This window comes from Cellulomonas fimi (assembly GCF_012952065.1).
Taxonomy (GTDB): Bacteria; Actinomycetota; Actinomycetes; order Actinomycetales; family Cellulomonadaceae; genus Pengzhenrongella; species Pengzhenrongella fimi_A.
On the sequence record NZ_JABCJJ010000015.1, the window covers coordinates 1 to 15,206 of the forward strand.

The 15,206-nt window shown below is 74.3% G+C and carries 12 protein-coding genes, 1 tRNA gene and 1 riboswitch; of the genes, 2 read left to right on the top strand and 11 right to left on the bottom strand.

The window, feature by feature from the left end; genetic code table 11:
* Nucleotides 1–853, bottom strand: an 853-nt coding sequence (locus HIR71_RS10495) for a DUF4214 domain-containing protein (RefSeq protein ID WP_169325022.1), incomplete at its 3' end; no start/stop codon positions are given.
* A 143-nt stretch (nt 854–996) separates the two neighbouring features.
* Nucleotides 997–1,072, bottom strand: a riboswitch (cyclic di-GMP riboswitch).
* 628 nt (nt 1,073–1,700) lie between these two features.
* A tRNA-Gln gene (locus HIR71_RS10500) sits at nt 1,701–1,772 on the bottom strand.
* A 110-nt stretch (nt 1,773–1,882) separates the two neighbouring features.
* Between HIR71_RS10500 and HIR71_RS10505 the strand changes: the two genes are divergently transcribed.
* Entirely contained in the window at nt 1,883–2,500 is a 618-nt protein-coding gene (locus tag HIR71_RS10505) for a TetR/AcrR family transcriptional regulator (RefSeq protein WP_169325071.1), read from the top strand.
* Nucleotides 2,501–2,605: 105 nt separating this feature from the next.
* Nucleotides 2,606–3,130 carry a MarR family winged helix-turn-helix transcriptional regulator gene (locus HIR71_RS10510; protein WP_169325023.1) on the top strand — a complete coding sequence of 175 codons (525 nt, stop codon included), beginning with the start codon at nt 2,606–2,608 and terminating at the stop codon, nt 3,128–3,130.
* A gap of 174 nt (nt 3,131–3,304) precedes the next feature.
* Here HIR71_RS10510 and HIR71_RS10515 read toward each other — a convergent pair whose 3' ends face one another.
* The 9 genes from HIR71_RS10515 to HIR71_RS10555 all read right to left on the bottom strand — a co-directional run bounded on the left by HIR71_RS10515 (nt 3,305) and on the right by HIR71_RS10555 (nt 15,204).
* Nucleotides 3,305–4,909 (bottom strand): hypothetical protein, encoded by a 1,605-nt coding sequence (locus HIR71_RS10515; protein WP_169325024.1) that lies wholly within the window; start codon nt 4,907–4,909, stop codon nt 3,305–3,307.
* The gene (locus HIR71_RS10520) at nt 4,906–6,756 is read right to left on the bottom strand and encodes an ABC-F family ATP-binding cassette domain-containing protein (protein WP_169325025.1); all 1,851 of its coding nucleotides are present in this window, start codon (nt 6,754–6,756) and stop codon (nt 4,906–4,908) included. Before HIR71_RS10520 ends, HIR71_RS10515 begins: the two co-directional genes overlap by 4 nt.
* Before the next feature lie 68 nt (nt 6,757–6,824).
* Entirely contained in the window at nt 6,825–7,793 is a 969-nt protein-coding gene (locus HIR71_RS10525; protein WP_169325026.1) for a 4-(cytidine 5'-diphospho)-2-C-methyl-D-erythritol kinase, read from the bottom strand.
* On the bottom strand, nt 7,790–8,704 hold the full coding sequence (rsmA, locus tag HIR71_RS10530; RefSeq protein WP_311836217.1) for a 16S rRNA (adenine(1518)-N(6)/adenine(1519)-N(6))-dimethyltransferase RsmA: 915 nt from the start codon (nt 8,702–8,704) through the stop codon (nt 7,790–7,792). The genes HIR71_RS10525 and rsmA overlap by 4 nt, the downstream gene beginning before the upstream one ends.
* Before the next feature lie 166 nt (nt 8,705–8,870).
* On the bottom strand, nt 8,871–10,805 hold the full coding sequence (locus HIR71_RS10535) for a heavy metal translocating P-type ATPase (RefSeq protein WP_169325027.1): 1,935 nt from the start codon (nt 10,803–10,805) through the stop codon (nt 8,871–8,873).
* Between the two features lie 228 nt (nt 10,806–11,033).
* The gene (locus HIR71_RS10540) at nt 11,034–11,273 is read right to left on the bottom strand and encodes a heavy-metal-associated domain-containing protein (protein WP_169325028.1); all 240 of its coding nucleotides are present in this window, start codon (nt 11,271–11,273) and stop codon (nt 11,034–11,036) included.
* A 139-nt stretch (nt 11,274–11,412) separates the two neighbouring features.
* Complete coding sequence (locus tag HIR71_RS10545) at nt 11,413–12,546, bottom strand: G5 domain-containing protein (RefSeq protein ID WP_311836218.1); 1,134 nt, start codon at nt 12,544–12,546, stop codon at nt 11,413–11,415.
* A 394-nt stretch (nt 12,547–12,940) separates the two neighbouring features.
* Complete coding sequence (locus HIR71_RS10550) at nt 12,941–14,107, bottom strand: aggregation-promoting factor C-terminal-like domain-containing protein (protein WP_311836219.1); 1,167 nt, start codon at nt 14,105–14,107, stop codon at nt 12,941–12,943.
* Between the two features lie 185 nt (nt 14,108–14,292).
* Nucleotides 14,293–15,204, bottom strand: coding sequence for a TatD family hydrolase (locus tag HIR71_RS10555; RefSeq protein ID WP_169325029.1), 912 nt, complete (start codon nt 15,202–15,204; stop codon nt 14,293–14,295).
* Nucleotides 15,205–15,206: the final 2 nt, after the last annotated feature.

Consider the following 15,206-nt stretch of genomic DNA (forward strand, 5'->3'; position numbering starts at 1 on the left):
ACGGGCCCGTGTACGGGGTCAGCGCCACACCGTCGGGGACACCCGTGCTCGTCGCATCCGGGAACCCGGTCGACGACGCCACCGGAGCGACGGGTCCCGGAACAGGGGCCGGGGCCGGTGCGGGGGCAGGGGCCGGGGCAGGGGCCGGTGCGGCAGCGGGTTTCAGCCAGCCGTTCCGCTTCGCGTACTCGTCGCTGGCCACGATGCTGCCGATGACGGCCTCCGTTCGCGCGCCCTGCTGGATCGCCGTGACCCACGTCGCGCGGCCTTCCAGGTCGACGCCCCTGCGCAGCAGGTGCTGGTAGTAGCCGTCGATGTCGGTGGAGAGCCGCTCGGTCGAGAGCAGGAAGCCGCGCGCGACCGCCTCACGGCTGGCTCCGAGGGCGAGCTGGCTCACCCAGTGCCGCACCTCCGCGGCACCCGCGTCTCGGCCCAGGACGTGCCGGTACAGCTGCTCGACCCAGACAGGATCCGTGGCCCCGGCCCGGTAGAAGTACTCGGGCGAAGCGACGAAGCCCCCCTCCATCTGCTGGATGGTCATCCCGCTGTCCATGGCCGCGAGCCAGTGCGCCATGCCAGTCGGATCGGGCGCACGGCCCAGGAAGTCCTCGTAGGCCTGCCGGATGAGCCCGCTGCGGTACTCGGCGGCCCGGGTGATCGCGTTCGCGACGTACACCCGAGGTGTCCCCGAGGTCAGTGCCGCCGTCCACGTCTGGAGCCCCGAGGGGTCGGGTGCGCGACCGAACAGGTCCCGGTAGACCGCCGTCACATACGCACCGACCCCCGGGGACGACTGGGCTGGTGCGGCGACGACCGCGGGCACCGCCGCAGGGGCCGCGGTGGCCTGCGCCATCGGGACCGCAGCCCCGCCCGCGAGAACGACGCTGAGTGCTGCGCCTACCGTCAGCGCGGTCCGGCGGGAGCGCGATGCACCTCGGACGCCTCTTCCGGCCGCCCGACGTGTGGACTTGTTCGAAGGCATAAGGAACTCCATGATTCGGCGGCCTGGCAGACCTCTTGGGGTCCCATGGCTTTGCGTCCCCGTCTCGCGACGGGTTTGCCCTTGTCGTCAATGCGTTCCACAGGGACCATGCCCGGAGCCGGCCACCTGTGCGCTGCCATGGTGACCCGCCCACGAGCGTCCCGGAAGCGCAGGCGTGCTCAGCGCCGCCCGCGAATCGTGTGCATTTGGGACTTGTCCGGACAACCTTGTTCCGAATGTGATGAGAATCACAGAGATCGCGGCCCGCCCGGGTGGCTCATGTCCGGCGAATGTGCAAAGGCCTCCCCACGACACCGGCCGCGGTCCCTCCCGATCTCGCGAGAGAGCGGCGTGAGGCCTCGGCCGGCAGGCCCACGCGCCCACCGCCGACTCATTTCAACGCGAAGCGCCCACTGTCCACGCAGAGCGTTCCGCGCTCAGTGCCCGATGAGACCCTCCGCGCAGGCCAGGTCACCAACGTCGGCCCGACCTCGGCCCCGACGCCCTGAGGGTTGGACGGAGCGGCGGTCAAATGGCCTACACGGTCCGCGACACTCGGTCTCACCACTTAACAGACTCTTTGGCCGCCTTATGGTCCGCCCCACGGGTCACAGGCGCTACGACTTGCCTGGTCAACCCGCGCGCGTCTCCGCTCGAGCGCACCACGCAGGTAACGCAACGCACCCCACCGTTCAACGCGCAGCGGTCCCCGCTCCCGCTCCGCCTCCAGGATTCGAACCTGGACCGCAAGGCTCCAAAGGCCTGCGTGCTGCCGTTACACCAAGGCGGACCGACCTCGCCCGACGACCTGTGCAGGCGCCGGCGCGCCCACAGTCTGCCAGCACGGCACGGCATGATGGCCGCGTGGCAGCCGAGAGCAAGCGACCCGCGCGCGCCCGCATGACGGGCAAGGAGCGGCGAGAGCAGCTGCTCGACGTCTCGCGCCGGCTGTTCGCCGAGAAGGGCTTCGAGGGCACGAGCGTCGAGGAGATCGCGGTCCGGGCGCAGGTCTCGAAGCCGGTTGTCTACGAGCACTTCGGCGGCAAGGAGGGGGTCTACGCCGTCGTCGTCGACCGCGAGATCGAGGCGCTCACGGGCGCCCTGACCGAAGCCCTGACCTCCGGGGGCCATCCCAAGGTGCTGCTCGAGCGGACGGCGCTCGCGCTCCTGACCTACATCGAGCAGAACACGGACGGCTTCCGGATCCTCGTGCGAGACTCCCCCGTCGCCCAGGCCACCGGCACGTTCTCGAGCCTCATCGGGGACGTCGCGACCCAGGTCGAGCACCTGCTGGCCGACCAGTTCAAGCGGCAGGGGCTGGACCCGAAGACCGCGCCGATCTACGCACGCATGCTCGTCGGGATGGTCGCCCTGACCGGCCAGCACTGGCTCGACTCGCGCAGCCCGAAGAAGACCGACGTCGCGGCGCACCTGGTCAACCTCGCGTGGAACGGCCTCAGCGGGCTCGAGCGGCGGCCGAGCCTGGCGCGCGCGGCACCGGTCGACGGCGCGCGGTAGCTCAGCGGAAGCAGGCGGGCTTCTGCAGGCGGCCTCGCGCAGGCGACCGGGCGGCTCTCCCGCGGACACGCGTGCGATATCTCGATGTCGAGTAATCTCCGGTCCATGACCTCCGACCCCGACGCGCGCGGCCCGCGACGCGAGGACGAGGTCGACCGCATCGTCGCCGCGTGGCGCCGGGAACGGCCCGATCTCGACGTCGAGCCTCTGACCGTGCTGTCCCGCGTGTCGCGACTGGCCCGTCACCTCGACCTGGCCCGGCGCGGGTCGTTCGCGCGTCACGACCTGGAGCCGTGGGAGTTCGACGTCCTCTCGGCGCTCCGGCGCGCGGGCGAGCCGTACCGGCTGTCCCCCGGTGCCCTGCTCACGCAGACGCTGGTCACCTCGGGCACGATGACCAACCGGATCGACCGGCTCGCCGAGCGCGGGCTCGTCCAGCGCCTGCCGTCGCCCGGCGACCGGCGGGGCGTCCTGGTCCAGCTCACCGAGCAGGGGCGGGCACGCGTCGACGCGGCGATGTCGGAGCTGCTCGACGTCGAGCGTGGGCTCCTCGCGCGGCTCGACACCCGGGACCGCGAGCGGCTCGCAGAGCTGTTGCACGACGTCGTCGCCCCCTTCGACTCCCCCTGACCCCGCGCCCGACGCCCGAGCCGCCCTCGCCCCGCCGCCCCGCCGAGTGCGACGTTCCGCCGCCCATTCACGCGACAGCACCGCCACACGTCTCACTCGCGCGCCCGGAGGACAGGGGACCGGTGGCGCGGTGTGGGTGTGGATGTCGGGTGCGTGGTGCGGGGTGCGGCGTCGTCAGGGCCGGCGGGTCCAGAGCTCGATGTTGCCGGCGCGCCCGGCCGGCGTGAAGTGCTCCTCGAGGTAGGCACGCGCACGCGGCCCGAGGTCCTGCTTGGGGCGGTGCGCGGCGAGCAGCGCGCCGTCGCTCGCGGCGAGCTCCTCGAGCACGAGGGCGTCGAGGTCGCGGGCCGACGTGCGCGGCAGCGAGCCGCCGGCGTGCAGCAGCAGGGAGGCTCCCACCACGTCGGGCGTCGCGGGGCAGCCGGCGTCGACCTGGTCGGCCGCCACGTCGGCGACCTGCAGGAACGACGGGTTGCGCGCCCACAGGCACTCGTGGCCGGCGACGAGCTCCGCGAGAGCGGCGTTGTCGACCTGGCTCCGGATCGGCAGCGGGGGCTGCGTGAGCGCCAGACCGGCCCCGCCGACGACGGCGAGCGTCGTCAGGGCGGCCACGCCCACCCGGGCGGGCCGCCCGCCGCGCGCCCGGACGACGCGCACCAGCCCGCCCGCGCCCGCACCGAGCAGCAGGCAGAGCGCCGGTGCCACGAACGCGGCGTAGTGCAGGTAGTAGCTGGGCGCGAGAGCCAGCGCGAGCAGCTGCACGGCGGCGAGCAGCCCCCACCACACGGGGTCGGCCCAGCGCCGCGGGCGCACACGCCGCGGGGTGGCGGCGGCGAGCGGGGCGAGGACGAGCGCGAGCAGCACCAGCCCGACGCCGAGCGCGACCGTCTCGCTCGGCGGCGCGTGCAGCCCCGCCGTCGGGTCGAGCGTCCCCAGGCGGAAGGCCAACCCCTTGTCCTGCCTGGGGCGGGCGAGCTGGGTCACGACGACGTCCTGCCAGAACGCGCCCGGCGCGGCGACCAGGAACGGGAGGACCACGGGGGCCGCACCTGCGACGCACCACGCGACCCAGCGCCCGGCCGCGCGCACGCCCCAGCGGGACAGCACGAGCAGGCCCAGCACCGCGGCGTCGAGCACGACCCAGGTCTTGACCGTGACGGCGAGGCCGAGCGCGACGCCCGAGACTGCCAGCGCGCGGCGCACGAACGGCGTCGACGCCGACGTGCCCGGCGCCGCGCGGCGCAGAGCGAGGAGCGCGACCAGCAGCCCGACGTTGATCGGGACCTGGAGGTAGGCGGTGTGCTCGGCCGCGACAGCCGCTCCCCACAGCGCGTACGCGCCGCCGCCGACCGCCGCGGCCAGCGCACCCCGCGGCGCGAGGACCAGGGCGACGAGCACGGCGGCCGTCGCACCCAGCGCCATGAACGCGAGCCGCACGAGCGCGAGCGCCCACGAGTCGCCCAGCAGGTCGGCGGTCGCAGCGAACGGCGCGAGGAGCACCGCGATCCCCGGCGGGTGGAGGAACACCTCGTCCCGGTACGGCAGCAGCCCTGCCAGCAGGCGCTGCGCGAGGGCCAGGTGGACGCCGTCGTCGTACCCGAGGACACCGCGCAGCGTGCCCGCGGTAAGCACCGGGACCAGGCGCGCCGCGAGCGCGATCACCGCGACGGCGACGAGCAGCGGGCCGAGCCCGCGCGGGCGGGCCGCTCGGGACGTGCGGAGGCTCCCGTCGGCGTCGTCGACCAGGGCGTCGCGGTCCGCGACCGGCGCGCCGGTCACGCCAGGTCCGCCAGCTCCAGCCACTGCTCCTCGAGCTCCTCACGTTCGGTCGCCAGGGCGCGCAGCTCGGCGTCGAGCGCCGTCACGGTCTCGTGGTCGGTAGCCTGCGCCGCCATCCTGTCGTGCAGGTCCGCCTCGAGGTGGGCGATCGTGGCGAGGCGGCGCTCGATCCGCCCGAGCTCCTTGCGCGCCGCCCGGGCGTCGGCGCCGCTCGCGGGCCCCGAGCGACGCCCGTCGCCCGACCCGGCGGATTCCACGCCCGCGACGCGAGCGACGGCGGCGGCAGGCGGCGGGCCCGACGACGCGGCAGTCCGGCGCAGGGTCAGGTACTGCTCGACGCCGCCGGGCAGGTCGCGGATCCTGCCGTCGCCGAGCAGGGCCACCTCCCGGTCGCACACGCGCTCGAGCAGGTAGCGGTCGTGCGAGACGACGATCAGCGTGCCCGGCCAGCCGTCGAGCAGGTCCTCGAGCGCGGCGAGCGTATCGGTGTCGAGGTCGTTGGTGGGCTCGTCGAGCAGCAGCACGTTGGGTTCGCCGACGAGCAGCCGCAGCAGCTGGAGCCGTCGCCGCTCGCCACCCGACAGGTCGCGCACAAGGGTCCGCGCGCGCTCGTTGGTGAAGCCGAGCCGCTCGACGAGCTGCGACGCCGTGAGCTCCTTGCCGCCGACTGAGACCGTCCGCTTCTCGCGCTCGATCACCTCGACGACGCGCAGCCCGCCGACCTCGTCGAGGTCCTCGACGTCCTGCGTGAGCTCGGCGACCTGGACGGTCTTGCCCCGCTTGACCCGGCCCGATGTCGGGCTCAGCCGGCCGGCGAGGAGCGCGAGCAGCGACGTCTTGCCCGCGCCGTTGACCCCCACGACGCCGTAGCGGTCCCCCGGCCCGAGGCGCCACGTGACGTCGTCGAGCAGCACCGTGGGAGCCGCGCCGGGCGCGGTCCCCGGGAAGCTGAGCGTCACGTCCTCGAGGTCCAGCACGTCCTTGCCGAGCCGCGTCGTCGCCATCCGCGTCAGCTCGAGCGGGTCGCGGGGCGGCGGCTCGTCCGCGATGAGCGCCGCCGCGGCGTCGAGGCGGAACTTGGGCTTCGAGGTCCGCGCCGGGGCCCCGCGGCGCAGCCACGCGAGCTCCTTGCGCAGCAGGTTGTTGCGCTTGTCGGCCGTCGACGCCGCCATCCGGGCCCGCTCGGCCCGCGTGAGCACGTACGCCGCGTACCCGCCGTCGTACATGGCGACGGAGCCGTCGGCCGCGCTTCCCTGGACCTCCCACATCCGCGTGCAGACCGCGTCGAGGAACCACCGGTCGTGCGTCACGACGACCAGCGCACCCTGCGACCCACGGCCGAACCGGTCGGCGAGGTGCTCGGCGAGCCACGCCACGCCCTCGACGTCGAGGTGGTTGGTCGGCTCGTCGAGCGCGATGACGTCGTGGTCGCCGACCAGCAGGGCGGCCAGGGCGACCCGGCGGCTCTGGCCTCCCGAGAGCGTCGCGACGTCGGCGGCGAGGTCGAGGTCGCCGAGCAGGCCCACGTGCACCGACCGCACCCGGGCGTCCGAGGCCCACGTGTGCTCCGCGGCGGTGCCGTGCACCAGCTCGCGGACGGTGGCGCCGGGCGGCAGCTCGTCGCGCTGGTCGAGCAGCGCCACGTCGGCGCCGCCCGCGCGGGTGATGCGACCGGCGTCGGGCTCGTGCCGACCCGCGAGGAGGCGGAGCAGCGTGGACTTCCCCGCGCCGTTGGGCCCGACGACGCCGATGCGGTCGCCGTCGTCGACGCCGAGGCTCACGCCGTCGAGGAGCGTGCGGGTGCCGAGGGTGAGCGAGATCGAGTCCGCTCCGAGCAGGTGGGCCATCGAACCGTTTCGTGGAGGTGTCAGGTACGGGGGGTCAGGTACGGGGGGGTGCGGAAGGACCTCCGCGGTCAGTCCGAGTCGTCCGCCACGTCGCCGACGCCGCCACGCGCGCCGTGCACGACGCGCGCTCCGGGCACCGGGCCGACGGCGGTCGCGACCTGGTCCGCGACACCCGCGGCGGTCCACGCGGCCGCGACGACGAGCGCGTGCTGGCGGCTGCGGGCGAGCGCGGCGACCGTCGGACCCGAGCCGGACACGAGCACGCCGAGGGCGCCGGCGTCCTCCGCGACCGCGAGCGACTCCGCGAGACTCGGGGCGAGCTCGAGCGCGGCGTGCTGGAGGTCGTTGTGGAGCGCGCGGCCGAGCGCGGGCGCGTCACCGGCCCGGAGCGCCTGCATGAGCGCGCGGTCGGCCTCGGGCTCGAGCCGCGTGGCGCCGGAGATCAGCTCGTCGAAGACGCCGAACACGCGCGCGGTCGACAGCCCCTCGTCCCGCACCGCGAACGCCCAGTGGTACTCGCCCCGGCTCATGGCGGGGGTCAGCAGGTGTCCCCGGCCGGTCCCGATCGCGGTGTGACCGGCGAGCGAGAACGGCACGTCGGAGCCCAGGCGGGCCGCGAGGTCGGCGAGCTCCTCGCGCGCGAGCCCCGTGCGCCACAGGGCGTCGCACGCGATCAGCGCCCCCGCGGCGTCCGCCGAGCCGCCGGCCATCCCGCCCGCGACGGGAACCGCCTTGTGCAGGTGCAGGTGCACGCCGGCGTCGACCCCGGTGCGGGCGGCGAGCAGCTGGGCCGCCGCGAGCGCGAGGTTCTCGGGACCCGTCGGCACGAGGTGCGAGTGCTGCCCCGAAACGGTCACGCTGAGGGCCGTCGAGGGCCGCGCCACGACCTCCTCGTAGAGGGAGACCGCCTGGAAGACGGTCGCGAGCGGGTGGTAGCCGTCGGCCTCGCGGGCGCCCACCCGGAGGGACAGGTTGACCTTGCCCGGCGCGCGCACGCGCACCTCGCGGTCGGTCCGGACCTGGCTGGGAAGGCTCACGCGTCCACTGTGCCAGGTGTGCGGCCAGGTGCGCTCGGCCGGGCGACGCCCTCGGCGACGCGGGCGAAGTCCTCGATGGCGAGCCGCTCGCCGCGCGCCTCGGGGTCGACGCCGGCCGTTCGGAGCGCGGCCACAGCGCCTTCGGATGACCCCGCGATCCCCGCGAGCGCCGACCGCAGCATCTTGCGCCGCTGAGCGAACGCGGCGTCCACCACGGCGAAGACCTCCTCGCGTGACGCCGTCGTCGGCGGTGGGTCGCGCCGCTCCAGGGCGACCAGGGCGGAGTCGACGTTGGGCACGGGCCAGAAGACGCTGCGTGCGATGGTCGACGTGCGGCGCGCCGACGCGTACCAGGCGACCTTGGCCGACGGGACACCGTAGGTGCGGCTCCCGGGCGGTGCCGCGAGGCGGTCGGCCACCTCGGCCTGCACCATGACGAGCACGCGCTCGAGGCTCGGGAAGCGTTCGAGGAACGTGAGCAGCACGGGCACCGAGACGTTGTACGGCAGGTTCGCGACGAGCGCGGTCGGGGGCGGGCCGGGCAGGTCGGTCACGTCGAGCGCGTCGGCGAGGACCACGTCGAGGCGGCCCTCGCCCCCCGCACCGGCACCCGGGAGATGACGCTCGACGGTCTCGGGGAGCAGCCGCGCCAGCACCGGGTCGATCTCCACCGCCACCACCGAGGCACCCGCCTCGAGCAGACCGAGCGTGAGCGACCCGAGGCCGGGCCCGACCTCGACGACCCGCTCCCCCGGGCGCACCTGGGCGGACCGCACGATCTTGCGCACCGTCCCGCCGTCGATCACGAAGTTCTGGCCCAAGGTCTTGGTCGGACGGATGCCGAGGCGCCCCGCCAGGTCCCGGATCTCCGCGGGACCCAGCAGGGCGCCGGGGATCTCACTCGTGCTCACTCGCCGGACCTCATGGGCGTCGAGCCTAAGCCGCCGGCCGTCCCCCCGTGTTCCCGGCGCGTCACGCGGGGACAGGCTCGAGGGCCGTCTTGCCGGTCTCGGGACCGCCGAAGTCGTGGACCACGTGCACCGTGGACATCGTCTTCTCTTCTCTCGTGGTCGCGGGTCAGCGGGTGGCGAGCTCGACCGGAGCGGTCGGTGCCTTCTGGGGCGCCTGCGCGCGGGGGGTGGTGTCGTCGCGGCGACGCAGGAGCCGCATCGCGTTGGCGATGACGACCAGGACCGACACCTCGTGGACCAGCATCCCGATCGCCATGGTCACCCCGCCGGTGAAGACGCCGGCGAGCAGGAGGGTGACGGTCACGAGAGCGACGGTGATGTTCTGCCGCATCACGGACACCGTGCGCTTGGCGAGGCCGATGGCCTCGGGCAGCCTGAGGAGGTTGTCACCCATGAGGGCGATGTCGGCGGTCTCGACGGCGACGGCGGAGCCCGCGGCCCCCATGGCGACCCCGACGTCGGCGGTTGCCAGGGCCGGGGCGTCGTTCACGCCGTCGCCGACCATCGCGACGGTGTGGCCCTGGGCCTGCAGCTCCCGGACGGCGTCGAGCTTGTCCTCGGGGAGCAGGCCGGCGCGGACCTCGTCCACCCCGGTGACCGCCCCGATCGCGTCCGCGACCAGCGGGGCGTCACCGGTGAGCATGACGACCTTCTTCACCCCGGCCGCGTGCAGGCGCCGGACCATCTCGGCGGCGTCCTCGCGGACCTGGTCGGCGACGGCGACCACCCCCGCGACCGCCCCGTCCACCGCGACGATCATCGGGGTGCGGCCCGCCGCTGCGAGGCGGTGCGCGGTCAGGGCGGCGCCCACCGTGTCGGCGACGCCCTCGACGGCCAGCAGCGCGGCGTTGCCCACCAGGATTCGGCGCCCGCCGACGACGGCAACGATGCCCTTGCCCGGCACCGGCTCGGTCACCTCGGGCAGGCCGGGGGTGCCCACCCCCTCCGCGACGGCCGCGGCGAGGACCGGGCGCGCGAGCGGGTGCTCCGAACCGGCCTCGGCGGCCGCAGCCCAGGTCAGGACCTGGGCGCGGTCGAGGGCCGGGTCGAGGACCACCACGTCGGTCAGGTACGGGCGTCCCTCCGTCAGCGTGCCCGTCTTGTCCACGGCGACGACGTCGATCCGGGCGGAGCTCTCCAGGAACTCCCCGCCCTTGATGAGGATGCCGTCCTTCGCCGCGCGGCCGATGCCGGCGACGACGGCCACCGGGATGGAGATGACGAGTGCCCCGGGGCAGCCGATCACGAGCAGGGTCAGGGCGAGGACGACGTCCCCGGTGACCAGGCCGACCACCAGAGCGAGGGCCATGATGCCCGGGGTGTACCAGGTGGAGAACCGGTCGATGAACGCCTGGGTCTTCGCCTTGGCGTCCTGGGCCTCCTCCACCCGGTGGATGATCCGGGCGAGGGTGGTGTCCGCACCCACCCCGGTGGCACGCACCTGCAGGAACCCGCCACGCGAGACCGTGCCCGCGTAGACCAGGTCGCCCTCGACCTTCTCCGCCGGCATGGACTCACCGGTGATGGACGCCTCGTCCAGCGCCCCGGACCCGGCGACGACCTCGCCGTCCACCGGGACCTTGGCGCCGTTCTTGACCAGGACGGTCTCCCCCGTGCGGACCGCAGCGGCCGGGACCTCGACCTGCTCACCGTCGCGCAGGACCACGGCGACGTCGGGGGCGACGGCGACGAGCTCGGCCAGTGCCGAGCGGGTCTTGTTCATGGTGCGCGCCTCGAGTGCGTGCCCGACGGCGAAGAGGAAGGTCACCGCCGCGGCCTCCCAGTACTCGCCGATGACGATCGCGCCGGCCGCGGCGACCGAGACCAGCAGGTCGATGCTGATGACCTTCGCCGTGAGCGCACGGACCGCCTTGACGGCGATCGGGACACCGGCCACGAGCGCCGCCGCGACCATGAAGACGTTGCTCACCGCGTCCGAGCCGAGGACCCGTGCCACGCCGAACGCCAGCAGGATCAGCGCTCCGGACCCCGTCGGCACCCCCCACGGGCCGCGCCACCACGAGTGCTGCCGCCTGTTCATGACTGTTCCTCTCGTCGAAGCCGTCACCCGGGGACCCGGGGCCCTGGCCCCGACGTTACGAAGGCCGGTGGTCGTCAGACATGACGGGCGTCAATCAACCGCAGCGCGCCCCTGCCTGGTGCGGTGCGGCGGCCACGCCGCCTCGCCAGGACCGCACATGACGACAGCGCCACCGCCGGGATCCGGCGGTGGCGCTGCTGTGGCGCTGCTGTGGCGCTGCTGGTCGGGTCAGAACGTCGCGGGCTTGGCGACGTACCCGGCCTTGGCGACGGCGGCGACCAGGTCGTCCACGCTCGCCGTCGCCGGGTCGTGGTCGATCTCGACCCGAGCGGAGGCGAAGTGGACCGTCACGGCGTCGACGCCGTCCAGGCGGCCGACCTGCTTCTCGATCTTGGTGACGCACGACGGGCACGAGAACCCCTCGGCGCGCAGGATCGTGCGGGCGGTGGTGGGAGCGGTGGCACTCATCTCGACCTTCCTTTTTTTGTGTGCGGTCCACCCCTCGTCCGGGGTGCTGACCTCGACACTAGGAAGCCGGGAGCACCCGAACCATGACGTGCGTCAATCGACCGCAGCCGAGTGCCTCGCACCGCCGCAGGGGTGGCGCTCAGGAGAAGAGACGTGGCCCGCAGCTCGGCCACTGGCCCGCCCCAGAGCGGTTGTAGAGCATCTTGGCGCGCATCGTCTGCTCGTCGGGCGACGCCTGCGAGGGCAGGCCTGAGCCGCCGACCCCGTTCCACGTCGCCACCGAGAACTGGTAGAGACCGTGGTACTTGCCGGTCGACGAGACGGCGTCCGGGCGACCGCCCGACTCGCACGCCGCGAGCGCGGCCCAGTTGAGCGAGTCCGCGTCGCCGCCGACGTTCGGGTTCACCGGGCCGGAGCTGCCGGAGCCCGCCGACGGCGCCGAGCGAGCCGGCGCGGGCGCGGCCGGGCGCTCCTTGGTGCCGACCGCCACGACCTTGTCGACCGGCGCCGCGGTCACCGCGTCGGTGACCAGCTCGCGGGCCGTCTCGAGCCCGTCGACCGTCGTGATGCGGTGGACGAGCGTGCGCTGCCCCTCGACCCCGGCGGTCGTGACCTTCTTCGAACCCTCGAACCGGTTCGGGTCGGGCTGCTCGACGACGGCGAACGGGATCGGCTGGAGCTCCGGGACGTCCTGCACGACGACGCGGTTGATGACCACCGCGACCTTCGCGCCGCCCGCACGCGCGACCGAGACCTGGTCGAGCTCACCGAGGGTGAGGCCGAGCTGGTCGAGCACCGCGGCCAGGCCGCGCGAGCCGTCGGCCACCTCGAGCACCTGGCCGTCGACGCGCACCTCGACCGGGCCGTCGAGCGCCAGGTCGATCGGCAGCTCGGCGCGGCCGGCGGAGCGCGACGCCACGAGGCGGACGTCGCCGCCGCGGGTCGCGAGCGTCGTGAGCGCCTCGTCGGCGTCGAGCGCCGTGGTCCACACGTCCGTCGCGACGCCGTCGACCTGGGCCGTCACGAGGGTCGCGTGACGGACGACGATCTCCGAGCCGTCGCGCAGGGCCGACGGTGCCGCGGGGGCGACGGTGTCGCGGTCGCCGACCTCGATGCCCTGGTCGTCCAGGACGCCGTCGACGCTGCCGGCGAACGTCGTGACACGGCTGATCTCGCCGTCGACGTCGAGGGTGATGGTCTTGTGCGCGACGCCGTAGGCGGCGGTGCCGCCGGCGAGGACGGCGAGCGCGGCGGCCGAGGCGGCGATGGTCACGCGGCGGCGGCCGGGCTCACGGGAGCGGAAAGGAGCGGACAGGACGGAAGAGACGCGAGAAGGGAGAGCCACTGTGTTCCAGACGTCGGGCTGTCCGGGCACGGGGAGGGTGACGCTCGCTCGAGCGCGACGCGGTTGCGGCGACTGCCGCTGCGATCGCCCGGTCCGACCGGGCAGTCCCGCAGTTCCCGGATCCCCGATCCGGCCGTCACGGCGTCGGGACGGGTGTCCGCACGCCGGTCGCACGCGACCTCGCCCCTATCGGATCCGGGCCGAGCTCGCTAATGCGACACGGAACCGTAACTGATTCGTGACCTCTCGCCAAACGGTGAGACCACGGCGGCACGCGCCGGCCGGGCGCTCGTCACCACCGGCGCAGCGCAACCGGTGCGGGTCAGTACCAGTTCTTGACGAGGAACGACCCCCAGGCGCCGCAGGGGGTCCCGTACCGGCCTCCGATGTAGTTGAGGCCCCAGGTGATCTGCGTCGCGGGGTTCGTCCGCCAGTCGTCGCCGACGGTGGCCATCTTGGAGCCCGGCAGCGCCTGCGGGATCCCGTAGGCGCCGCTCGAACGGTTCTCGGCGTCGACGCGCCAGCCGCTCTCCCGGTTCCAGAGCTGGAGCAGGCACGCGAACTCGTCGTCGCCCCAGCCTCGCGCGGCGGCGAGCTCGCGGCCGATGGCCTGCGCGCTGCCGGGCGTGACCTCGGGCAGGTCGGGCACGACCATCGTGCCGATGCTCACCACCTGGTCGACCGGCTGGGCCAGCACGACCTGCGCGAGGACCGTGCGGTCCACCTCCGCCCCGCCGACCAGCGCGGTCGCGTACGTGATCTGGCGCTGGCCCGCACGGCCGGGCGTCGTGACCCTGCGCGTGCCCTCGGCGAGCCGCGGGTCCTCGACCTCGCGCTCGGTGAACGGCATGGCCTCGACGACCGTGCCGCTCCCCTGCTGCGCGCGCGTCACGAGGACGACGAGGCCGTCCACCGCCGTCGCACCCAGGGGCACCGAGACCTGGTCGCCCTCCTGGAGCACGAGGCCGATCTCCTTGAGGGCCTCGCGCACCGTGGGAGCGCTCGTCAGGCCGTCGATGACCTGGCCGTCGACCACGAGGTGGAGCGTCTTGAGCGTCGACACGCGCAGCACGTCGCCACGAACGAGGGAGGCCGAGCGCGAGGCGGAGACCCGGGCGCCGTCGTCGCGCACGCCGACGTCGCCGATCGCCTCGCCGACCGTGAGCCCCGTGGTCCAGACCGTGCGCTGCGCCCCGTCGACCTCGACCGTGATCTCGCGGCCGTGACGCACCACGATCTCGCCGCCGTCAGGCACCGAGTCGTCCAGGGCCGGCGCCACGAGGTCACGCTCGCCCGCCTCGATGCCGGCGTCCGCCAGCACGTCCGCGACCGTGCGGCCGAACGCGCTGACCTCGACCTGCTCGCCGTCGACGTCGACCGTGACCTCCTTGTGCAGGACGGCGAACGCGCTCGTGGCACCGGCCACCAGCATCAGCACGACTCCCTGGGCCGCGAGGCGGGTCGCTCGGGGGGTCAGGCGCAGGTGCACGCGTCAGGGTCCTTCGGTCGGGACGGGATCGGGCCAGGGTGACCGTAACCGATTCGTGACCGTGACGGGTACCCGCCGGCCGCCGACCGGTGGACGGGGCGGGGCGCCGGCTGGGCGGCTCGGCCCGATCTGCCGCCCCTCACGGGCGCGACCCGACAGATCTCACCCGGGCCCGACGACGTGGCTCACCAAGGGCCGTACACCGCCTCCGACGTCGCCGCGATCGTGCGGCAGACCCGCTCGAGGTCGATCCCGAGCACCTCGGCGACCGCCCGGACGGTGAGCGGCACGAGGTACGGCGCGTTCGGGCGTCCGCGGAAGGGGTGCGGGGTCAGGTACGGCGCGTCCGTCTCGACGAGCAGCTGCCCGAGCGGCACCTCGCGGAGCGCGGCGCGCAGCTCGTGGTTGCTCGTGAACGTCACCGGTCCCGCGATCGACACGAACCAGCCGCGCTCGGCGCACACCCGGGCGAGCTCGGCGTCGCCCGAGAAGCAGTGGAAGACGGTGCGGTCGGGTGCGCCGTCGCGCTCGAGCACCTCGAGGACCTCGGCGTGCGCGTCGCGGTCGTGGATCTGGAGCGCGAGGCCGAGCTCCTTGGCGAGGGCGATGTGGTCCCGGAACGACTCGACCTGAGCGGCCCGGCCGTCGGAGCCGGACCGGAACAGGTCGAGGCCGGTCTCGCCGATCACCCGGATGCGGTCGTTGCCCCGCGCGAGCTCGGCGATCTCGGCGATCGCTGCCGCCAACCCCCGGGCGTGCTCCTCGCGCGGCCGGGGCGGCAGGCCGTCGGGCCCGACGTCGGTGGCACCGGCGAACAGCGTGGCCTCGTTGGGGTGGATCGCGACGCCGCCCAGCAGTGCCTCGTGCTCACGGACGACGCGGTCGGTCCACCGCGCGGCGTCGAGGTCGCAGCCGATCTGCACCATGCGCGGGACGCCGACGGCGGCCGCGCGGGCGAGCTGGTCGGCCAGCGTCGGCGCGACCTCGCCGTCGGCGGGCTCCGGGTCGAGGTCGAGATGCGTGTGGTTGTCGACGACGCCGAAGGGCAGCGGCTCGGGGTCCGGCGGCCAGGTGCGGTCGCGGGGCCGCCGGCTCATGC

Excerpts from the sequence above, each read along its gene's own strand:
- HIR71_RS10510 (WP_169325023.1), top strand. The coding sequence starts at position 2,606 with ATGACCTCCGACCCCGACGCGCGCGGCCCGCGACGCGAGGACGAGGTC.
- HIR71_RS10555 (WP_169325029.1), bottom strand. The coding sequence starts at position 15,204 with ATGAGCCGGCGGCCCCGCGACCGCACCTGGCCGCCGGACCCCGAGCCG.
- HIR71_RS10520 (WP_169325025.1), bottom strand. The coding sequence starts at position 6,756 with ATGGCCCACCTGCTCGGAGCGGACTCGATCTCGCTCACCCTCGGCACC.
- HIR71_RS10505 (WP_169325071.1), top strand. The coding sequence starts at position 1,883 with ATGACGGGCAAGGAGCGGCGAGAGCAGCTGCTCGACGTCTCGCGCCGG.
- HIR71_RS10535 (WP_169325027.1), bottom strand. The coding sequence starts at position 10,805 with ATGAACAGGCGGCAGCACTCGTGGTGGCGCGGCCCGTGGGGGGTGCCG.
- HIR71_RS10540 (WP_169325028.1), bottom strand. The coding sequence starts at position 11,273 with ATGAGTGCCACCGCTCCCACCACCGCCCGCACGATCCTGCGCGCCGAG.